This window comes from Burkholderia sp. NFPP32, from assembly GCF_900119325.1.
Taxonomy (GTDB): domain Bacteria; phylum Pseudomonadota; class Gammaproteobacteria; order Burkholderiales; family Burkholderiaceae; genus Burkholderia; species Burkholderia pyrrocinia_C.
Genome location: NZ_FPJP01000001.1, coordinates 191,118 through 211,991 on the forward strand (window position 1 = coordinate 191,118; position 20,874 = coordinate 211,991).

The 20,874-nt window shown below is 67.8% G+C and carries 20 protein-coding genes and 1 riboswitch; of the genes, 13 read left to right on the plus strand and 7 right to left on the minus strand.

Annotation, left to right across the window (positions count from 1 at the left end; genetic code table 11):
* Positions 1–5: 5 nt before the first annotated feature.
* Genes BT264_RS00825 through BT264_RS00835 form a run of 3 tightly spaced genes read right to left on the minus strand, consistent with a single transcriptional unit; the run spans position 6 to position 3,632 of the window.
* Positions 6–1,355: a dihydrolipoamide acetyltransferase family protein gene (locus BT264_RS00825; protein WP_072435910.1), complete on the minus strand. Its 1,350-nt coding sequence runs from the start codon at positions 1,353–1,355 to the stop codon at positions 6–8.
* Between the two features lies 1 nt (position 1,356).
* Complete coding sequence (locus BT264_RS00830; RefSeq protein ID WP_371286988.1) at positions 1,357–2,403, minus strand: alpha-ketoacid dehydrogenase subunit beta; 1,047 nt, start codon at positions 2,401–2,403, stop codon at positions 1,357–1,359.
* Entirely contained in the window at positions 2,400–3,632 is a 1,233-nt protein-coding gene (locus BT264_RS00835; protein ID WP_072435912.1) for a 3-methyl-2-oxobutanoate dehydrogenase (2-methylpropanoyl-transferring) subunit alpha, read from the minus strand. Before BT264_RS00835 ends, BT264_RS00830 begins: the two co-directional genes overlap by 4 nt.
* Before the next feature lie 1,013 nt (positions 3,633–4,645).
* Here BT264_RS00835 and BT264_RS00845 point away from each other — a divergent pair.
* From BT264_RS00845 to BT264_RS00875, 7 genes are all read left to right on the plus strand, one after another.
* Positions 4,646–5,671: a LacI family DNA-binding transcriptional regulator gene (locus BT264_RS00845; protein ID WP_072435913.1), complete on the plus strand. Its 1,026-nt coding sequence runs from the start codon at positions 4,646–4,648 to the stop codon at positions 5,669–5,671.
* 73 nt (positions 5,672–5,744) lie between these two features.
* A complete protein-coding gene (locus BT264_RS00850; RefSeq protein ID WP_072435914.1) occupies positions 5,745–6,773 on the plus strand; it encodes an ABC transporter substrate-binding protein in 1,029 nt (342 codons plus the stop codon).
* A 17-nt stretch (positions 6,774–6,790) separates the two neighbouring features.
* Positions 6,791–7,615: an ABC transporter permease gene (locus BT264_RS00855; protein ID WP_072435915.1), complete on the plus strand. Its 825-nt coding sequence runs from the start codon at positions 6,791–6,793 to the stop codon at positions 7,613–7,615.
* A 10-nt stretch (positions 7,616–7,625) separates the two neighbouring features.
* Positions 7,626–8,528: an ABC transporter permease gene (locus BT264_RS00860; protein WP_072435916.1), complete on the plus strand. Its 903-nt coding sequence runs from the start codon at positions 7,626–7,628 to the stop codon at positions 8,526–8,528.
* 29 nt (positions 8,529–8,557) lie between these two features.
* Positions 8,558–9,589 carry an ABC transporter ATP-binding protein gene (locus BT264_RS00865; protein ID WP_072435917.1) on the plus strand — a complete coding sequence of 344 codons (1,032 nt, stop codon included), beginning with the start codon at positions 8,558–8,560 and terminating at the stop codon, positions 9,587–9,589.
* An 86-nt stretch (positions 9,590–9,675) separates the two neighbouring features.
* Positions 9,676–10,500: a phosphodiesterase gene (locus BT264_RS00870; protein ID WP_072435918.1), complete on the plus strand. Its 825-nt coding sequence runs from the start codon at positions 9,676–9,678 to the stop codon at positions 10,498–10,500.
* A gap of 184 nt (positions 10,501–10,684) precedes the next feature.
* The gene (locus BT264_RS00875; RefSeq protein WP_072435919.1) at positions 10,685–11,884 is read left to right on the plus strand and encodes an MFS transporter; all 1,200 of its coding nucleotides are present in this window, start codon (positions 10,685–10,687) and stop codon (positions 11,882–11,884) included.
* A gap of 21 nt (positions 11,885–11,905) precedes the next feature.
* Here the strand turns inward: BT264_RS00875 and BT264_RS00880 are convergent, their stop codons facing one another.
* The gene (locus tag BT264_RS00880) at positions 11,906–13,078 is read right to left on the minus strand and encodes an EamA family transporter (RefSeq protein ID WP_072436413.1); all 1,173 of its coding nucleotides are present in this window, start codon (positions 13,076–13,078) and stop codon (positions 11,906–11,908) included.
* A 482-nt stretch (positions 13,079–13,560) separates the two neighbouring features.
* On the opposite strand from BT264_RS00880, the gene BT264_RS00890 reads away from it, so the two are divergent.
* Both BT264_RS00890 and BT264_RS00895 read left to right on the plus strand, forming a co-directional pair.
* Positions 13,561–13,914 carry a type II toxin-antitoxin system RelE/ParE family toxin gene (locus BT264_RS00890; protein ID WP_072435920.1) on the plus strand — a complete coding sequence of 118 codons (354 nt, stop codon included), beginning with the start codon at positions 13,561–13,563 and terminating at the stop codon, positions 13,912–13,914.
* On the plus strand, positions 13,911–14,192 hold the full coding sequence (locus BT264_RS00895) for a helix-turn-helix domain-containing protein (protein ID WP_048251311.1): 282 nt from the start codon (positions 13,911–13,913) through the stop codon (positions 14,190–14,192). Before BT264_RS00890 ends, BT264_RS00895 begins: the two co-directional genes overlap by 4 nt.
* A 72-nt stretch (positions 14,193–14,264) precedes the next feature.
* Here the strand turns inward: BT264_RS00895 and BT264_RS00900 are convergent, their stop codons facing one another.
* The 3 genes from BT264_RS00900 to BT264_RS00910 all read right to left on the minus strand — a co-directional run bounded on the left by BT264_RS00900 (position 14,265) and on the right by BT264_RS00910 (position 16,141).
* Complete coding sequence (locus tag BT264_RS00900) at positions 14,265–15,053, minus strand: molybdopterin-dependent oxidoreductase (protein ID WP_072435921.1); 789 nt, start codon at positions 15,051–15,053, stop codon at positions 14,265–14,267.
* A gap of 29 nt (positions 15,054–15,082) precedes the next feature.
* Complete coding sequence (locus BT264_RS00905) at positions 15,083–15,715, minus strand: cytochrome b/b6 domain-containing protein (RefSeq protein ID WP_072435922.1); 633 nt, start codon at positions 15,713–15,715, stop codon at positions 15,083–15,085.
* Between the two features lie 156 nt (positions 15,716–15,871).
* On the minus strand, positions 15,872–16,141 hold the full coding sequence (locus tag BT264_RS00910; protein WP_072435923.1) for a pentapeptide MXKDX repeat protein: 270 nt from the start codon (positions 16,139–16,141) through the stop codon (positions 15,872–15,874).
* Between the two features lie 269 nt (positions 16,142–16,410).
* A riboswitch (TPP riboswitch) is annotated at positions 16,411–16,527 on the plus strand.
* Positions 16,528–16,651: 124 nt separating this feature from the next.
* On the opposite strand from BT264_RS00910, the gene thiC reads away from it, so the two are divergent.
* The 4 genes from thiC (at position 16,652) to BT264_RS00930 (ending at position 20,600) form a co-directional block, all read left to right on the plus strand.
* On the plus strand, positions 16,652–18,583 hold the full coding sequence (gene thiC / locus BT264_RS00915) for a phosphomethylpyrimidine synthase ThiC (RefSeq protein ID WP_072435924.1): 1,932 nt from the start codon (positions 16,652–16,654) through the stop codon (positions 18,581–18,583).
* Positions 18,584–18,841: 258 nt separating this feature from the next.
* Complete coding sequence (locus tag BT264_RS00920; protein ID WP_034183179.1) at positions 18,842–19,054, plus strand: glycine zipper 2TM domain-containing protein; 213 nt, start codon at positions 18,842–18,844, stop codon at positions 19,052–19,054.
* 206 nt (positions 19,055–19,260) lie between these two features.
* Positions 19,261–19,524: a hypothetical protein gene (locus tag BT264_RS00925; RefSeq protein WP_072435925.1), complete on the plus strand. Its 264-nt coding sequence runs from the start codon at positions 19,261–19,263 to the stop codon at positions 19,522–19,524.
* Positions 19,525–19,673: 149 nt separating this feature from the next.
* Positions 19,674–20,600 carry a DMT family transporter gene (locus BT264_RS00930; protein WP_034183177.1) on the plus strand — a complete coding sequence of 309 codons (927 nt, stop codon included), beginning with the start codon at positions 19,674–19,676 and terminating at the stop codon, positions 20,598–20,600.
* Positions 20,601–20,874 lie beyond the last annotated feature (274 nt).

The window sequence follows — 20,874 nt, forward strand, 5'->3', positions numbered from 1 at the left end:
CGGCCTCACTCCACGAACAGCAGTGCCGGGCGTTCGAGCACCCCGCGCACGGCCTGGATGAATTCGGCCGCGTCCGCGCCGTCGACGACGCGATGGTCGAACGACGACGACAGGTTCATCATCTTGCGCGCGACGACCGCGCCGTCGCGGATCATCGGCCGCTCGACGATCCGGTTCACGCCGACGATGCCGACTTCGGGATGATTGATCACCGGCGTCGACACGATGCCGCCGAGCGCGCCGAGGCTCGAGATCGTGATCGTCGAGCCGCTCAACTCGTCGCGCTGCGCGCGGTTCGCGCGCACCGCATCGGCGAGCCGCGCGATTTCGGCGGAGATCGACCACACGTCACGCGCTTCCGCATGACGCAGCACGGGCACCGTGAGGCCCGCATCCGTCTGCGTCGCGACACCCATGTGCACCGCGCCGTAGCGTGTGACGACGCCCGCTTCGTCGTCGAAGCGCGCGTTGATCTGCGGGAAGTCGCGCAGCGCGATCACCATCGCGCGGATCAGCAGCGGCAGCGGCGTGAGCCGGCCGCGCGTATCGCCGTAGCGGCGGTTCAGGTCCGCGCGCAACGATTCGAGCTCGGTGACGTCGATTTCCTCGACGTAGCTGAAGTGCGGAATGCGGCGCTTCGCTTCCTGCATCTTGCGCGCGATCGCACGCCGCAGGCCGATCACCGGCACTTCGGTTTCGTCGTTGCGTTCTTCGTAGCCGTGCGCTTGCGACGCACGCGCCGCACCGCCGCTCGTCTTCGCGTATGCATCGAGATCCGCGTGCAGGATCCGCCCGGCTTCACCCGTGCCGCGCACATAGCGCAACTCGATGCCCATGTCCCATGCGCGCTGACGCACGGCCGGCGACGCGAGCGGCCGTTCGCCCGGCGCGAGCGCCGCGCGCGGCTGCGCCGCAGGTTCGGCACGTTCCGCACGACGCGGCTCCGCGGGGGCGCGGTTCGCCGCACGATCCGGCGTCGCAGCGGCCGCAGGCGCTGCAGCCGGCGCGTCCGCCACCGGCACCGACCTTGCCGCCGCTGTCGTTTGCACCGGCGCCGCTTCCGCCTTCGCCTTCGCATCCCGCACCGGCGCACCCTGCTTCAGATTGCCGTCGCCTTCGACCTCGAGGCGAATCAGCTCGCTGCCGACCGCCATCATCTCGCCGATCCGGCCGCCGAGCTCCAGCACCTTGCCCGACACCGGCGACGGAATCTCGACCGCCGCCTTGTCGGTCATCACGTCGGCGAGCGGCTGGTCTTCCGCGATCGTCTGTCCGACTTCCACATGCCAGGCCACCAGCTCGACCTCGGCGATCCCTTCGCCGATGTCCGGCATCTTGATGACATGAATCCCCATTTCACGCCTCCATCACGCGTCGCAACGCTTCGCCGACCCGGGCCGGGCCCGGAAAATACGCCCATTCCTGCGCATGCGGATACGGCGTGTCCCAGCCCGTCGTGCGCTCGACCGGCGCCTCGAGGTGGTAGAAGCAATGTTCCTGCACCAGCGACACCAGTTCCGCGCCGTAGCCGCAGGTGCGCGTCGCCTCGTGCACGACGACGCAGCGCCCGGTCTTGCGCACCGACGCGACGACCGTGTCGAGGTCGAGCGGCCACAGCGTGCGCAGGTCGATCACCTCGGCGTCGATACCCGTCTCCTCGGCCGCGGCGAGCGACACGTGCACCGTCGTGCCGTACGTCAGCACCGTCACGTCGTTGCCGGGCCGCACCACGGCGGCCGTATCGAGCGGCACCGTGTAGTAGCCCTCGGGCACCGCGCTCGCCGGATGCTTGAGCCACGACGTGACGGGCCGCTCGTGATGGCCGTCGAACGGCCCGTTGTACAGCCGTTTCGGCTCGAGGAAGATCACCGGATCGTCGTTCTCGATCGACGCGATCAGCAGCCCTTTCGCGTCGTACGGATTCGACGGCATCACCGTGCGCAGCCCGCACACCTGCGTGAACATCGCCTCCGGGCTCTGGCTGTGCGTCTGGCCGCCGTAGATGCCGCCGCCGCACGGCATCCGGATCGTCATCGGCGCGGTGAACTGGCCGGCCGAGCGATAGCGCAGCCGTGCGCCTTCCGACACGATCTGGTCGGATGCCGGGTAGAAATAGTCGGCGAACTGGATCTCGCACACCGGGCGCAGCCCGTATGCGCCCATCCCCACCGCCACGCCGACGATCCCGCCTTCCGAGATCGGCGCATCGAACACGCGCGACTTGCCGTATTTGTTCTGCAGTCCTTCGGTACAGCGGAACACGCCGCCGAAATAACCGACGTCCTGCCCGAACACGACCACGTCGCCGTCGCGCCCGAGCATCACGTCCATCGCGGAGCGCAGCGCCTGGATCATCGTCATCGGCTGCGTCGCCGTGCCTGTCTCGAGTTGCGCCATGGTCATGCTCCCAGTTCCTGGCGCTGACGGCGCAGATGCGCGGGCAGCTCCTTGTACACGTCGTCGAACATCGAGGCCGGCGACGGAATCCGGTCGTCGGCCAGCGACCCGTATTTCTCCGCTTCCTTCTGCGCGGCGATCACCTCGGCCTCGAGCTCGGCCGTCAGCGCGTCCTGCGCGCTGTCCGACCAGATGCCCTTGACGATCAGGTGGCGCTTGAAGCGGGCGATCGGATCGCCGAGCGGGAAATGGGACCAGTCGTCGCTCGGCCGGTACTTGGTCGGATCGTCCGACGTCGAATGCGCGCCCGCGCGGTAGGTCACCCACTCGATCAGCGTCGGGCCGAGATTGCGGCGCGCGCGCTCGGCCGCCCAGCTCGACGCCGCGTAGATCGCGAGGAAGTCGTTGCCGTCGACGCGCAGCGACGCGATCCCGCAGCCGACGCCGCGCCCCGCGAACGTCGTGCCTTCGCCGCCCGCGATCGCCTGGAACGTCGAGATCGCCCACTGGTTGTTGACGACGTTCAGCACGACCGGCGCGCGGTACACGTGCGCGAACGTGAGCGCGGTGTGGAAGTCGGCCTCGGCCGTCGCGCCGTCGCCGATCCACGCGGACGCGATCTTCGTGTCGCCCTTGATCGCCGACGCCATCCCCCAGCCGACCGCCTGGATGAACTGCGTCGCGAGATTGCCGGAAATCGAGAAAAAGCCCGCGTCGCGATCCGAGTACATCACGGGGAGCTGGCGCCCTTTCAGCGGGTCGCCTTCGTTCGACATGAGCTGGCAGATCATCCGCTCGAGCGGCACGTCGCGCGCGATCAGGATGCTCTGCTGCCGGTAGGTCGGGAAGCACATGTCGCCGTCGCGCAGCGCCATCGCGTGCGCGGTGCCGATCGCTTCTTCGCCGAGGCTCAGCATGTAGAACGAGATTTTCTTCTGGCGCTGCGCGATCATCATGCGCGCGTCGAAAATGCGGGTCTTGAGCATCGCGCGCAGCCCGGCGATCAGGCGCGCATCGTCGAGGTCCGGTGCCCACGGGCCGAGGGCGTTGCCGTGGTCGTCGAGCACGCGCACGAGGCTGCGGGCGAGATTGGCGGTATCCGCCGGGGCAACGTCGATCGGCGGGCGGCGGACCGCGCCGGCCGGCGATAGATGCAGATAGGAAAAGTCCGTCTTGCAGCCCGGGCGCCCGGTAGGCTCCGGCACATGCAGACGCAATGGCTCTGACAGGCTCATCGTGTCGTCTCCACGCTCGATTGTGTCTCACGCTGATAGGAGCGCACGGCCGGTTGCCGGCCTGCGCGCAGGCTGGCGCGCGGATAAGCACGCCAGCCTTGGAAATCTATGCAATGCCGCGCCGGCCGTCGATGACCAACCCGCTCGATCGCGGTGAGCATATTTGCCATGATAGGCGCGGGATGGCGGGATGGTATGCCTGTCGCGGCTGGCGGTCGCGCGCGCTTGTGTCGGTTGCATGGTCATCGCATCCGATGCGATGCCGCAAAAACAAAAAACCCGCGAGCGTTCGATCTCTCGCGGGTTTTCGGGCCTTCATGGAATCGCGTGGAAGCGTTCGTGGTGCCGGGGACCGGACTTGAACCGGCAAGCCTGTTAAGGCGGCGGATTTTCGTCACACTGCTTCTTTCGAAGCCGGCGTCGCGAGCGCGATGCCGTTCGTGCGCTGGACTATGCCTTCGCCGTCGCGCGCGGGCGTGACCGCTGCCCGTGCGCCTTAGGCGCCCCCCGTCTAGTCTCTACACCTTCCTCGCGGGAGCCGCGAGGCTTGGCTCGGCGTTGCCTCGATGCGCGCATCAGGGGTTTCGCCGAATTTGAAGGGTTCTGCACCGACCGTTTCCGGCCGGGCACTCAATCGTTTAAGTCCGCTATGTTTACCAATTTCATCACCCCGGCAAGAGGGCGGACGCGATTCTACCATTGCTTGCGCATACGTTCCCTTATTCGGACGACATGCGTTGGGACGCGTCGTACGTGCGCGCGCCATCGCCGCTCGACGCACCATCGCATCGCACGCATTCATCCAGTGTAATCGGCGCCGATACGACACTGCCCGCGATTTCGTCCCGCGCCGCAATATCCGTCGATACAATCGAGTCCGCCTTGTCCGACGGTCGCAAACTGTCTGACGTTTGTATCGCGCCTGTTGCGAAACAAGCGTCGCGTACGTCATCGCGAAGTCACAAACGTTTTCGATAATCCCCCTGCCGAAAACGTTTACATCGCGCTACTTCATGACCTCGACCATCAAGGACGTCGCTGCCCTCGCGGGCTTCTCGATCGCCACCGTCTCGCGCGCGATCAACGCACCGCATACCGTCAGCCCCGCCACGCTGCAGACGATCCGCACCGCGATCGACACGCTGCAGTTCCGCCCGAGCCCGCTCGGCCGGCAACTGCGCGGCGAACGCACGCGGCTCGTCGGCGTCGTCGTGCCGACGCTGTCGAACCCCGTGTTCGCCGATTGCCTGCAAGGCATCGACGAACTCGCGACCGCGGCCGGCTTCAAGCTGATCCTGATGACGACCGAGTACGACGCGGCACGCGAGCGTCACGCGATCGAGACGCTGCGCGAGCAGCGCGTCGAAGGGCTGATCCTCACCGTCGCCGACGCGGACACGCACCCGCTGCTCGACATGCTCGACCGCGACGGCCCGCATTACGTGCTGATGCACAACGACACGCAGCGCCGCCCGTCGGTATCGGTCGACAACCGCAGCGCCGCCTATGACGGCGTGCGGCTGCTGACCGCGCGCGGTCACCGCCGCGTGCTGATGCTGGCCGGTTCGCTCGCTGCGTCGGATCGCGCGCGCCAGCGCCATCTCGGCTATGCGCAGGCACTCGAGGAAAGCGGCGTCGCCACGCTGCCGCCGGTCGAAGTCGACTTCAACGCGCCCGAGCTGCCCGACGCGGTGCTCGCGCATCTGACCTCGCGCGCCACGCGTCCGACCGCCCTCTTCTGCAGCAACGACCTGCTCGCGATGGTCGTGATGCGCGGCCTGCGCCGCGCGGGCTTCTCGATCCCGGACGATCTGTCGGTGCTCGGCTTCGACGGGATCGCGATCGGCGAACTGCTCGCGCCGCCGCTCGCGAGCGTCGCGACGCCGAACCGCGACATCGGCCGCCACGCATGGCGGCGTCTCGTCGAATGCATCGGCGGCGCGACGATCGAACGCACGTCGCTGATCCTGCCGCACGCGGTACGCGACGGCGCGACGGTCGCGCCGCCGGCCACCGACCTGCAATTGCGCAAGGCCTGAACGCACCGGCGTGCCACCACGCACGCCGACCACCACATCACCCCAGCGCCACACACTCGCCCGGAGACCCACCGTGTCCTTTCGCCTGACCTCGCTGCTGCGCGCACTCGCCGCGCCGCTCGCCTGCGCCGCGCTTTTCGCCGGCGCACCCGCCGCCCATGCCGACGAAACGGCGATCTGCTACAACTGCCCGCCCGAATGGGCCGACTGGGCCGCGCAGATCGCGGCGATCAAGCAGAAGACCGGCATTCGCGTGCCGTTCGACAACAAGAACTCGGGCCAGTCGATCGCGCAGCTGATCGCCGAGCAGAAGAGCCCGGTCGCCGACGTCGTCTACCTCGGCGTGTCGTCGGCATTCCAGGCGAAGGACAAAGGCGTGATCGCGCCGTACAAGCCCGCACACTGGAACGACATTCCCGCGAACCTGAAGGACCCGCAAGGCTACTGGTTCGCGATCCACTCGGGCACGCTCGGCTTCTTCGTGAACAAGGACGCGCTCGACGGCAAGCCGGTGCCGCGCTCGTGGGCCGATCTGCTGAAGCCCGAATACAAGGGCATGGTCGGTTATCTCGATCCGTCCAGCGCATTCGTCGGCTACGCGGGTGCGGTGGCCGTCAACCAGGCGCTCGGCGGCAGCGTCGACAACTTCAAGCCGGCGCTCGACTGGTTCCGCAAGCTGAAGGCGAACGCGCCGATCGTGCCGAAGCAGACCGCGTATGCGCGCGTGCTGTCCGGCGAGATTCCGATCCTGCTCGACTACGACTTCGACGCGTATCGCGCGAAATACAAGGACAACGCAAACGTCGAGTTCGTGATTCCTAAGGAAGGCACGATCGCGGTGCCGTATGTGATGAGCCTCGTGAAGGGCGCGCCGCACGATGCGAACGGCAGGAAGGTGCTCGACTTCGTGCTGTCGGACGAAGGCCAGAAGCTGTGGGCCAACGCATACCTGCGCCCGGTTCGCGCGCAGGCGCTCGGCGCCGATGTCGCCGCGAAGTTCCTGCCGGCTAGCGAGTACGCACGTGCGAAGCCGGTCGACTTCGGGAAGATGGCGGCCGGTCAGCAGGCGTTCGGCCAGCAGTACCTGCAGGTGATGCAGTAAGCAGCAGGACGCAACCGATGCTCGATCTGACTTTCCCGCTGCGCTGGCGCGTCGCGCTCGTCGCGCCGGCACTCGCGATGTTCGCCGCGTTCTGGCTGCTGCCGATGGCGGCGCTCGTGCAGGTGTCCGCCGACGGCGCGTTCTTCTCGCAGTACGCGGCGCTGCTCGGCAATGCACGCTACATGAAGAGCCTCGGCGAGACCGTCGCGCTGTCCGCGGGCGTCACGCTCGCGACGCTCGCGCTGTCGACGATCTCCGGCCTGCTGCTCGCGCGCCGCGAATTCGCCGGCAAGCGCGTGCTGCTCGCGCTGCTCACGTTCCCGCTCGCGTTCCCGGGCGTCGTCGTCGGCTTCATGGTGATCATGCTCGCCGGGCGCCAGGGGCTGATCGGCATGCTGTCCGCGAAGCTCACGGGCGACAAGTGGGTGTTCGCGTATTCGGTCGCGGGCCTGTTCGTCGGCTACCTGTACTTCTCGATTCCGCGCGTGATCGTCACCGTGATCGCGGCCGCGTCGAAGCTCGATGCGTCGCTCGAGGAAGCCGCGCGCTCGCTCGGCGCATCGCCGTGGCGCATCTTCGTCGACATCGTGCTGCCCGCGCTCGCGCCGGGCCTGATCGCGGCCGGAGCGATCTGCTTCGCGACCGCGATGGGCGCATTCGGTACCGCGTTCACGCTGGCCACCGACCTGAACGTGCTGCCGATGACGATCTATACCGAGTTCACGCTGAACGCGAACATCGCGACGGCGGCCGGCCTGTCGATCGTGCTCGGCATCGTCACCTGGGCCGTGCTCGCGCTCGCGCGCCGCTTCACCGGCCATACCGCCGCCGCCGCGGCCTGAGGATTCCTGCATGCAATCGCTTTCCGGCTCTTCCGCGCCGTCGCCGGCGCCCGCTTCCGCTTCCGCGCAGGCGAACGGTGTTGCGCGGCGCGCGCCGCGCGTCACGGGCGCGCGTGCCATCGCCGCGCTGCAATGGAGCGTCACGCTGCTGCTGTGCGCATTCCTGATCGTGCCCGTCGTGATGTCGGTGCTCGCGGGGCTGACCGTCAACTACTTCCGCGGACTGTCGAGCGGCCTCACGCTGCGCTGGCTCGAACAGGTGTGGCAGCAGTATCACGGCTCGGTCGCGCTGTCTCTATACGTCGCGTTCGCGACGCTCGCGATCGTGCTCGCGGTCGGCGTGCCGGCCGGCTATGCGCTCGCGCGCAGCAAGAGCCGCGTCGCGCGCGCGATCGAGGAGGCGCTCGTGCTGCCGGTCGCGCTGCCGGGCCTCGCGTCGGCGCTCGCGCTGCTGGTCGTGTACGGCGGCTTCACCGCGTTCCGGATGAGCCTGTGGTTCATCGTCGTCGGCCACGTCGTGTTCACGCTGCCGTTCATGGTGCGCGCGGTCGCGGCCGTCGCGGCAGGCGCCGACCTGCGCACGCTCGAGGAAGGCGCGGCCAGCCTCGGTGCATCGTTCGTCACGCGCTTCGTCACGATCGTGCTGCCGAACCTGCGCCCCGGCATCGTCGCGGGCGCGCTCGCGGTGCTCACGCTGTCGATCGGCGAATTCAACCTCACGTGGATGCTGCATACGCCCGACACCAAGACACTGCCCGTCGGGCTCGCCGATACCTATGCGTCGCTGCGCCTCGAAGTCGGCAGCGCATACACGATCCTGTTCCTGCTGATGACGCTGCCGCTCCTCGTCGCGATGCAATGGCTCGGCGTCGATCCGTCCGGCACGCGTGCACTCAAGCGCCGCCCGCGCTGACCCGCTGACCCGCCGACCTTTTCGCTGACATGAAACTCGATTCCACTCCCATCACCCTGACCGGCTGCGCGAAGACATTCCGCGGCACGCGCGTGCTCGAACCGCTCGACCTGTCGATCGGCGCGGGCGAAACGCTCGTGCTGCTCGGGCCGTCCGGCTGCGGCAAGACGACGACGCTGCGCCTGATCGCGGGCCTCGACACGCCGGACGCCGGCGGCACGATCGTGTTCGGCAACGACGACGTGACCGCCCTGCCGATCGAGCGCCGGCAGGTCGGCATGGTGTTCCAGAACTACGCGCTGTTTCCGAACCTGACGGTACGCGGCAACGTCGGCTACGGGCTCAGGATTCGCAAGACCGAACCGCGCGCGCTGCGCGAGCGCGTCGACGAACTGCTCGCGATGATGCGGCTCGACGCGCATGCGGACAAGCCGATCGATCAACTGTCGGGCGGCCAGCGCCAGCGCGTCGCGCTGGCGCGCGCGCTCGCGGTGCGGCCGCGCGTGCTGCTGCTCGACGAACCGCTGACGGCACTCGACGCGAAACTGCGCGACGTGCTGCGTCGCGAGATGAATGCGCTGCTGCGCGAGCTCGGCGTGACGACGGTCTACGTGACGCACGACCAGGCCGAAGCGATGGAGCTCGGCGACCGGATCGTCGTGATGGGCGCGGGTCGCATCGAACAGATCGGCACGCCGCGCGACATCTACTACCGGCCGGCCAACCGCACGGTCGCGCAGTTCATCGGCACGCTGAACCGGCTTGGCGGACAATGGCGCGATGGCGCGCTCGTGACGACGGGCGGCGCGATCGTCACGCCGCATGCGTCCGACGAGTGGTTCTTCCGCCCCGAGGATGCGCAGCTCGCCGATCCCGCGCATGCGCCGTTGCGCGGCACGGTCGGCGCGTGCGCGTTCCTCGGCGAGCGCACGCGGCTCACGATCGAGCACGCGGCGCCCGACGCGCTCGTGATCGACGTGCCGGGCCGCATCGCGCTCGCGCACGGCACGGCGGTCGGCATTACGATTGCACCGGAAGGACTGATCGCGCTCGGCGCGTAATGCGCTTCGAATGCACCACGCATGCACGCCCCACCGCGGCGCATGACGCCGTACCCACAATAACCAGACGATTCCGAGAACCGACGATGCTGCTAGCTCAAATCAGCGATCTCCACATCAAGCGGCCGGGCCAGCTCGCGTACCGGCGCGTCGACACGGCGGCCGCGCTCGCGCGCTGCATCGCGAGGCTGAACGCGCTCGTGCCGCGCCCCGACGCCGTGCTCGTCACCGGCGACCTGACCGATTTCGGCCACGACGACGAATACGCCAACCTGCGCGACCTGCTCGCGCCGCTCGAGATTCCGTACTACCTGATGATCGGCAATCACGACGACCGCGCCGGGCTGCGTCGCGCGTTCGCCGATCGCGCCGAACTGCAGGACGGCGAATTCGTGCAGTACGCGCTCGACGTCGGCGCGGTGCGCGTGCTCGCGCTCGATTCGCAGGTGCCCGGCGCGAGCCACGGCGACCTGTGCGACGCACGGCTCGCATGGCTCGCCGCGCAGCTCGACGCCGCGCGCGATCGCCCGGTGATCGTCGCGCTGCATCACCCGCCGTTCGTATCGGGGATCGGCCACATGGACGCGCTGCGCCTCGCGCCCGCCGCCGCCGCGAAACTCGACGCGCTGCTGCGTGCTTATCCGAACGTCGAGCGCGTGCTGTGCGGCCACGTGCACCGTACGATGTTCACGCGTTTCGGCGGCACGCTCGCGTCGGCCGTGCCGGCGCCCGCGCACCAGGTCGCGTTCGACCTGCGGGCCGATGCGCCGTCCGCGTTCCGGCTCGAACCGCCGGCGTTCACGGTGCATCGTCATGCGCCGGATACGGGGATGACGTCGCACCACGTGTATGTGGACGAAGGCGCCGGGCCTTACCCGTTCTATGAGCCGACGGGGGAGCTGGTCGACTGAACGCGTGAAGAACGTGCGATGACGAGCGGCCGGTCATGCCACTTGTATCGGTCGTGCCGGTTCGCCGCGCCCGGCAGGATTCACGGTGCTCCGGTATGATCGGCAGCCTCGGCCAGCGCCCGGCCCGCCTGCGCACCCGACACGTACGCCGCGCGCCGCGCCGCCCAACTTCGCCCGCGCAGCCATGTCCACCGCCTCCACCGACCGTCCGACCGACGCCGCCTCGCCCCACTACTCGCGCAGCCTGCTGTTGCTGCTCGCGACGATCGCGGGCGTGTCCGTCGCGAACATCTACTACAACCAGCCGCTGCTCGACAGCTTCCGTTCGGCCTTTCCCGACGGCGCGTCGTGGATCGGCGCGGTGCCGACCGCGACCCAGCTCGGCTATGCGGCCGGGATGTTCCTGCTCGCGCCGCTCGGCGACCGTTTCGATCGCCGCGGGCTGATCCTGATGCAGATCGCCGGCCTGTCGGTCGCGCTGGTCGTGGCGGCCGCCGCGCCGTCGCTGGCCGTGCTCGCCATCGCGAGCCTCGCGATCGGCGTGCTCGCGACCATCGCGCAACAGGCCGTGCCGTTCGCGGCCGAGATCGCGCCGCCCGCCGAACGCGGGCACGCGGTCGGCACCGTGATGAGCGGCCTGCTGCTGGGCATCCTGCTCGCGCGCACGGCCGCCGGCTTCGTCGCCGAATATTTCGGCTGGCGCGCGGTGTTCGCAGTGTCGGTCGCGGCGCTCGTCGCGCTGGCCGCCGTGATCGTGCTGCGGCTGCCGCGCAGCTCGCCGACGTCGACGCTGCCGTACGGCAAGCTGCTCGGCTCGATGTGGCATCTGGCGGTCGAACTGCGCGGGCTGCGCGAGGCGTCGCTGACGGGCGCCGCGCTGTTCGCGGCGTTCAGCGCGTTCTGGCCCGTGCTCACGCTATTGCTCGCCGGCGCGCCGTTCCATCTCGGCCCGCAGGCAGCCGGCCTGTTCGGGATCGTCGGCGCGGCAGGCGCGCTTGCGGCGCCCTACGCGGGCCGCTTCGCGGACACGCGCGGCCCGCGCACGATCATCTCGCTCGCGATCGCGCTGCTCGCGCTGTCGTTCGTGATCTTCGCGCTGTCGGGCTCGAGCCTCGTCGGGCTCGTGATCGGCGTGATCGTGCTGGATGTCGGCGTGCAGGCCGCGCAGATCTCGAACCAGTCGCGCATCTATGCGCTGAAGCCCGAGGCGCGCAGCCGCGTCAACACGGTGTTCATGGTGTGCTATTTCATCGGCGGCGCGCTCGGCTCGTCGGCCGGCGTCGCCGCATGGCACGCGTTCGGCTGGACCGGCATGTGTGCAGCCGGGCTGCTGTTCACCGCGCTCGCGGGCTGGTCCCACCATCGCGGCGGCCGGCGCGCCTGAGCGCGACCGGCGGCGCCGGCATCACGCGTCGGCGCGCGGCGCGGCCGGTTCGCCCGCGGGCGGCGGTGCGAACGCCTGCGCCGGATCCATGACCACCGCCGGATCCATCACGGCTGCCGGCGTCGGTACCGCCAGCGGGACGGCGGAAGGCGCCAGGATGGGCGCCGCTTCCGGCAGCGCAATCTGATCGGGTGCGGACGCAACGTCCGCCGTCGACGCGGCCGCCACGACCGGCGAACCGACAGCCGCCGCGCGTGCCGCGGGCCGGCGCGCCGGATCGAACACGAACGACAGCCCGACGCTGCCGAGGATCGCGACCGTCGCGACCACGGTCGCCATCGTCACCGGTTCGCCAAGCAGCAGCGCACCGAGCGCGACCGCAACGATCGGGTTCACGTACATGCAGCTGCTCGCGATGATCGGGCTCGTGTGGCGGATCAGGTAGCCGTACGCGACATACGCGGCCATCGTGCAGAACACCATCAGGTACAGAAACGCGAACACGGGCCCGACGGCCAGCTGCTCGACGCGTTCGCCGAGCAGCCAGGCGACGAGCGTCGACATCAGCCCGCCGAGGCCGATCTGCAGCGACGTGGACAAAAACAGGTCGGACGGCAGCTTGAGCCGCGTCGCGAGATGCGCGCCGCCCGCCCAGAACAGCGCGCCGGCCAGCACGCAGATCGTACCGAGCGCCGAGTTCGCGGCCGCTGCGCCGCCCGAATTCAGCACGACGATGCCGACCATCCCGAGCGCGACGGCCGCCCACTCGCCCTTCGTCACCGGCCGCCCGGCCACCGCCGCGATCACGGTCGCGAACAGCGGCACCGTGGCCACCATCACCGCGGCCGAGCCGCTGCTGACCGTGCGCATCCCGAGCGCGATCGTGCCCGACGACAGCGCGACGAGCATCGTGCCGACGATCGCCGAGTTGCGGATTTCCAGCAGCGTCGGCCATTCGGGCTTGCGCCGCAGCGCGAAGATGAACAGGCCGATCCCGCCGAGCAGGTTGCGCAACCCCGACAGCAGCAGCGGCGGGAACGACTGCAGCGCGAAGTGCAGGCCGCTGTAGGTCGAACCCCAGACGAAATAGATGAACACGAGCGCCAGCGCGACGCGGCCGCCGCGGCTTTGCGGCAGGCGGACCCGGAACGAAAGGCGGGAGAAGAAATCGAGGAGACGGTCGAGCGGGGTCATCGTGCAGCCCGCCCGCACATCGCACCGCGTGCTCCGCTGAAAGACGCCGGCAATGCCGGCAAACGGTCCTGGCGGGACCGGGAAGGCAGAGCAAACATGCGGAACGACATGGCAGTGCGAACGGCGACGAAAGAGAACCGGCAAGCGGCGGCAAAGGGGAAAAAAACGCGCGCAACCGTTTCGGCTGCGCACGCTCGGGATTATGGCATCAAGGATTCGAAAGCATCGTCAGACCTGTCTGAAAGGATAAGGACTGACGTTTCGGCGCGACATTTCCAGGCCGGCGGGCGGGTGAAATCCGGGCCCGGATGTGCGATGCGCGCACACGCAATTCATCGCTATCCGTAACGGTCGAACCAGACATCGGCCGAACAGCCAATCATGCGTGCCGGCCTTCGATTCACGCTTATCGTGACGGTCGGCATACCCTCCTCGTGCCGTCCGCAGCCTCCGTTCGAAACCCGCACCATCCATACAAAATTTTGTATAATCCAACCATTCTTCCGCCGAAGCCGGTCGTGTTCGTCGGCAGCGCGCTCGACGATCTTCGCGGCTTTCCGCTGCCCGCGCGGCGTGATGCCGGCCACCAGATCGACCAGGTGCAGCGCGGCCTCGCGCCCGACGACTGGAAGCCGATGCGCACCGTCGGCGCCGGCGTGCGGGAAATTCGCCTGCGCGATGCGAGCGGCGCGTTCCGGATCGTCTATGTCGCGACCTTCGCCGATGCCGTCTACGTGCTGCACTGTTTCCGGAAGCAATCGGCACGCACGAACAAAACCGATATCGACCTGGCCACCCGGCGTTATCGCACGTTGATGATGGAGTTGAAACGATGACCAATGAACGTTACACGAACGTCTGGGACGCAATCGAGGGTCAGCCGGCCGAGGCCGAGAACATGAAGCTGCGCTCCGAACTGATGATCGCGCTCAAGCAGCGCATCGCGCAGCTCGAGCTCAGTCAGGCCCAGGCTGCGCAACGGCTGGGCGTCACGCAGCCGCGCGTCTCCGACCTGCTGCGCGGCAAGATCAACCTGTTCGGGCTCGATGCGCTCGTAAACATGGCCGCGGCAGTCGGCCTGCGCGTCGATCTCCAGGTGCGCGAATCCGCATGACGCGACGCATGGCGCATGACGCGCGATACAGCGCGGCACGCGCATGTGCCGCAATGCCGGGCCATGCGCCGCTCACGATCCGCCGAACCAGTTGTATCCCTGATCGACCCAGTAGCCGCCCGGAAACGTATCGGTCACGAAGATTTCCATGATGTGCTTCGGGTTCTTGTAGCCGAGCTTGGTCGGCATCCGCAGCTTCATCGGAAAACCGAATTCCGGCGGCAGCCGGCGGCCGTCGTAGTCGAACGTGAGCAGCGTCTGCGGATGCAGCGCGGTCGGCATGTCGATGCTCTCGTAGTAGTCGTCCGCGCACTTGAAGCCGACGTATTTCGCGCGCGTATCGGCGCCCGCGCGCGCGAGGAATGCACCGAACGGCGTGCCGCCCCAGCGGCCGATCGCGCTCCACCCTTCCACGCAGATATGCCGCGTGATCTGCTCCGCATGCGGCAGTGCATACAGCTCGTCGAGCGTCCACACGCGCTTGCCCGTCACGCGGCCGGACAGCACGAGCCGATACGTCGACGCATCGACGTGCGGCACGTCGTCGATCCCGTAGTACGCGTTGAACGGGAACGGCCGCGTGATGTCGGCTTCGGTGTAGGTCGGCGCGAGCCGGTCGGGGCTGAACAGCCAGGCCTGCACGCGATCGTTCATGCGCGACACTTTCTCGAGGAACGTGTTGACCGATGCGTCGTCCTGCAGCGTGCAGCCGGTCAGCATCGTCAGCCCGCCGAGCGTCAGCACGCGCCGGTTGAAAAGCCGCCGCGACGGCATCTCGAGCTCGCGGCGCACGTCGAGTTCGAGCGACTTCCGGTCGAGGGTCCAGCGCGGCTGGCCGCGCCTGTTTTCGGATTCCGACATGATGATTTCCTTCGCCCGCAGCTCGCGGGTCAGCGGCCGCGCAGCATCGCGAGCAGCGAGCGCGGCACCAGCAGCGCCATCGCGACGTGTACGACAAAAAATGCGACGAGCAGCGACATCGCCCAGAAATGCACGACGCGCGCGTTGTCGTAACCGCCGAACAGCTCGCGCAACAGCGGGAACTGCACGGATTTCCAGATCGCGAGCCCCGACAGCACCAGCACGACGAGATCGACGATCGCGGTCAGGTACGCCGCGCGCTGCACCGCGTTGTAGACGCTCAGGTCGGCGTGCGACAACCGCCCGCCGAGCGCGGCGCGTACGTCGCGCCACACGGATGCCGGCGTGACCGGCAGCATCTTGCGTACCAGACGCCCGGTCGCAAGCGACATCGCGAGGTAGAACAGCCCGTTGCCGACGAGCAGCCACATCGCCGCGAAATGCCATTGCAGCGCACCGCCGAGCCAGCCGCCGATCGTGATGCCGTGAGGAAACGTGAACGGCGGATAGATCGGCGACGCGTCGTAGATGCGCCAGCCGGACAGCGCCATCAGCACGGCCGCGAGCGCATTGAGCCAGTGGCTCGCGCGCACCCACAGCGGATGGATCGGACGTGCGGGCGGCGTGGCGGCCGCGCGCCCGGTGGCGGGAATGGTTTGCATGATGAAAACTCCCGGAATGAGGCGACGGAGCGCGAGACGGGGCCGGAGACCGGCCACGCAACGCATGCGCTGACGCGCGGCGTGGCGCGTGCCCCGCGTGCCGTCCCCCGGCACGCAGCGGCGACACGCGCGTCGGCCGCGCTCCGTCCGTTTCCGTCAGTTCGACGGGGCCATCTTGTCGTCCGACTTCGGCTTGCCCATCGAGTCGTGCGACATCGCGTCCTTCTTCATCGCGTGCTTCTTCATGGCGCCCTTCTTCATCGCGCCGTCCTTGGCCATCGCGTCGTCCTTCGCCATCGCGTCGTGGCCCATCGCGTCCTTCGACATCGACGAACCTTCCTTCGACATCGCGTCGTTCTGCGCATACGCGCCCGTTGCGACCATGGCGAAACCGGCGACACAGGCTGCGATCAGTACTTTTTTCATGACATCTCTCCGAAACATGGGTTTGAGGAGCCGAATAGACGGAGGACGTCGCGGAAAATGACAGTCGTTTCGAAAATATTTTTCAGGGGCTGCCAAAAGTGCCGCAATGCTGCACCGCGCCGTCGTTGTCAGCCGGGCTGCAGGGCCGTGCGGCGGTGTCATGCATCGCGGCTTGCGCGGCAGGCGCGCCGCCCGCAATGCTGCAACTGCACCGCGGCAACCGATCTGCCGCCGGTTGAAACCGCCGCAAAGCCAGTGTATCGTGTGCGCTGCTAACGCGGGGGTCCTGCAATGCGTTCGGTCAAACAACCGGCATTGCGGGTGAGAAATACCCTTTGAACCTGATCTGGATAATGCCAGCGCAGGGAAGCGTACGGATTCCGCCGCCATCCTTCTGACGAAATCCGCCGCCTCACCAAGCCTCGTCTCCTGCTTAGCTCGAGCCCCACATTCGTCAAGGGCTCCGGGCAAGCGCCGAAGCGCCTGTCCGGCGCTCACACAGGAGATTGCATGAACGCCAATCCGAAGTTTCTGTCCGCCGACGCCCACGTCGATGCCGCTGCCGTCGCGCCGCTGCCGAATTCGCGGAAAGTCTATGTGACCGGCTCGCAGCCCGACATCCGCGTGCCGATGCGCGAAATCACGCAGGCCGACACGCCGACCGGCTTCGGCGGCGAAAAGAATCCGCCGATCTACGTGTACGACACGTCGGGCCCCTACACCGATCCGGAAGCCAAGATCGACATCCGCGCGGGCCTGCCCGCGCTGCGCCAGCGCTGGATCGAAGCGCGCGGCGACACCGAAGTGCTCCCCGGCCTGTCGAGCCGATACGGCCTCGAGCGCGCGGCCGATCCGGCCACCGCCGACCTGCGTTTCCCGGGCCTGCACCGCAACCCGCGCCGCGCGCAGGCCGGCAAGAACGTCACGCAGATGCACTACGCGCGTCAGGGCATCATCACGCCGGAAATGGAATACATCGCGATCCGCGAGAACCAGCGTCGCGCCGAATACATCGAGAGCCTGAAGTCGAGCGGCCCGAACGGCGCGAAGCTCGCCGCGATGATGGGGCGCCAGCATCCGGGCCAGGCGTTCGGCGCTGCCGCATTCGGCGCGAATGCGCTGGCCGAGATCACGCCCGAATTCGTGCGCGACGAAATCGCGCGCGGCCGCGCGATCATCCCCGCGAACATCAACCATCCGGAATCGGAGCCGATGATCATCGGCCGCAACTTCCTCGTGAAGATCAACGCGAACATCGGCAACTCGGCCGTCACGTCGTCGATCGGCGAGGAAGTCGACAAGATGACGTGGGCGATCCGCTGGGGCGGCGACACGGTGATGGACCTGTCGACCGGCAAGCACATCCATGAAACGCGCGAGTGGATCATCCGCAACAGCCCGGTGCCGATCGGTACGGTGCCGATCTACCAGGCACTCGAAAAGGTCAACGGCAAGGCCGAGGACCTGACCTGGGAAATCTTCCGCGACACGCTGATCGAACAGGCCGAGCAAGGCGTCGACTACTTCACGATCCACGCGGGCGTGCGCCTGCAGTACGTGCCGCTCACCGCGAACCGGATGACCGGCATCGTGTCGCGCGGCGGCTCGATCATGGCGAAGTGGTGCCTCGCGCATCACAAGGAAAGCTTCCTGTACGAACACTTCGAAGAGATCTGCGAGATCATGAAGGCGTACGACGTGAGCTTCTCGCTCGGCGACGGCCTGCGTCCCGGCTCGATCTACGACGCGAACGACGAAGCGCAGCTCGGCGAGCTGAAGACGCTCGGCGAACTCACGCAGATCGCATGGAAGCACGACGTGCAGGTGATGATCGAAGGCCCCGGCCACGTGCCGATGCAGCTGATCAAGGAGAACATGGATCTCCAGCTCGACTGGTGCAAGGAAGCGCCGTTCTACACGCTCGGGCCGCTCACCACCGACATCGCGCCGGGCTACGACCACATCACGTCGGGCATCGGCGCCGCGATGATCGGCTGGTTCGGCACCGCGATGCTGTGCTACGTGACGCCGAAGGAGCACCTCGGCCTGCCGAACAAGGACGACGTGAAGGAAGGGATCATCACGTACAAGCTCGCCGCGCACGCCGCCGACCTCGCCAAGGGTCACCCGGGCGCGCAGGTGCGCGACAACGCGCTGTCGAAGGCGCGCTTCGAGTTCCGCTGGGAAGACCAGTTCAACATCGGTCTCGATCCGGACAAGGCACGCGAATTCCACGACGAAACGCTGCCGAAGGATTCGGCGAAGGTCGCGCACTTCTGCTCGATGTGCGGTCCGCACTTCTGCTCGATGAAGATCACGCAGGACGTGCGCGAATTCGCGGCGCAGCAGGGCGTGTCGGAAACCGAAGCGCTGAAGAAGGGGATGGAAGTGAAGGCGGTCGAGTTCGTCAAGACCGGCGCCGAGATCTATCACCGTCAATAAGCGAACGAGCGAACGCGCGATCCGCAACGGAAACGCGTCGCGATGCACGAAGCCCGCTTTCGAGCGGGCTTTTTTACGCATGTCGCGTGCCCTGCGCATGTCGCGTGCCTGCCGGCGCACGGGGAAACAAATGATTACGAAACCGCGCGAGGCTTAACAAGTCCTTACAGCAGCGGCGCGGGACGGCGCGTAGATTGGAAACATGCGTGGCCGCCCGCCGGTCGCGCGTCCTCCGTTCATAACCACAGGACAACGATCATGAAATCGATTCGGCGTATTGGGGTATGCGCGCTCCTCGTCGCAACGGTGACAAGCCTGTCGGCCTGCGATTCGATGACGAGACGCCAGCGCGACACGGCAATCGGTGCGGGTGTCGGCGGCGTCGCCGGCGCGGCGATCGGCGGCAACGCGCTGTCGACGCTGGGCGGCGCGGCGGCTGGCGGCATCATCGGCAACCAGATCGGCAAGTAAAACGGCTAGGCGCGGTCTGCCAGACGCGGCGCAACATTTCAATCAGACGGCGTTTCCGCAGTGCGGAAGCGCCGTTTTCGCATGTGGCGCCGCAACACGGGCAGCAGCGGTCCGGAAATGATCCGTTACCGTTTTGCACACCGTGTCATCGGCGCGCGGCCTAAGCTTAAGCATCTGCCGATTGCCGGCTCCGCCGGAGAGACATCATGAACAGGACCCTCGTCGCAGCGGCGCTCGCCTGCACGACGCTCGCCGGCTGCTACTACCCGTACGGCTATTATCCTGGCGGCTATTACACGGCGGCGCCGGTGCAGCCGGCGCCCGTGTACGTCGATCCAGCCCCCACCTACTACTATCCGGCGCCTGCGTACGCGCCCGCTTACGGCCCGGCGTGGGGCGGCTATTGGGGTCCGGCGCTGTCGCTCAATTTCGGTTTCGGCGGACGCGGCCGCGGCTGGCGCCATCACTGATCGGCAATACCGCCGGCAGCCGACCCTCCGCCCGCAACCGGCGGTATTCTCGCTTCTTGCCGTTTCTTGCCGTTTCATCGAATCGTGAAACGACGGCGTGGTAACGCGGTGTAAGATCCTCCGCATCCCGTCCCTCTCCCTCCCGATCGATGTCGCCCAAGAACGCCATTCTGCTGACCGTGCTCGCTGCCCTGTGGGGCGCTTCGTTCCTGTTCATCCGGATCGGCGTAATCGATTTCGGCGTCGCGCCGCTGATGGCGCTGCGCGTGGGCATCGGTGCGCTGTTTCTCACCGGCTTTGCGCTGACGCGCTTCAAACCCGCCGATCTCGGCGCGCGGCTGCGCCGTCATGCATGGCCGTTGTTCGTCGTCGGCGCGCTGAACTCGGGCATACCGTTCTGCCTGTTCGCGTTCGCCGAACTGACGCTGTCGGCCGGCCTGACGTCGGTGATCAACGCGACGACGCCGCTGTGGGGCGCGCTCGTGGCCTACCTGTGGCTGAAGGACAAACTGTCGCTGCCGCGCGCGCTCGGCCTCGTGATCGGTTTTGCCGGCGTGATCACGCTCGTGTGGAACCAGATCGCGAATGCGCACGGCGACACGGGCGCCGGCACAACGGCGCTTGCCGCCGCCGCGGCGCTCGGCGCGACGCTGCTGTACGGCATCGCGGCCAATTACACGAAGCGCAAGCTCAGCGGCGTCGACCCGCTCGTCAACGCGACCGGCAGCATGATCGGCTCGACCGTCCTGCTGCTGCCGTTCGCGATCGCCACCTGGCCGGCCGCGTCGGTCGGCGCGCACGCATGGGGCGCCGTGCTCGGCCTCGGCATCGCATGCACGGGCATCGCGTATTTCATCTTCTTCTACCTGATCGCGCATGTCGGCCCCGCCCGCGCGATTACCGTGACGTTCGTGATCCCGGTATTCGGCCTGCTGTGGGGTGCGCTGTTCCTCGACGAACACGTGTCGGCCGTGATGATCGAAGGCTGCGCGATCGTGCTCGTCGGCACCGCGCTCGCAACCGGCGTGATCAAGCGGATTCCCGGTCTGGGGCCGCGTAGCGGCGAAGCGACCTGAGCGACGCGCACGCGCTGCCGACCGTCGTGCGGTGACCGCCGACGGCCGAGCGCAACCGGTTCCCCCGGCGCGCCGGCATTCATCCGACGACGACGCCCGCCCGCGCGCGGGGCTGTCCGCCGCGGGTTTTCCCGCGCCGCCACGCACGCCATGCGGCCAGGACGCACGGTCATGCCGTCGCCCCATGCCACCGGATTGTCATGTGCTTGCGCGGCGCCCTTCGCTTCGTGGCGGTGATGCGCTGCGCGCACTCGGGCGGCGCCGGTCATCGCTG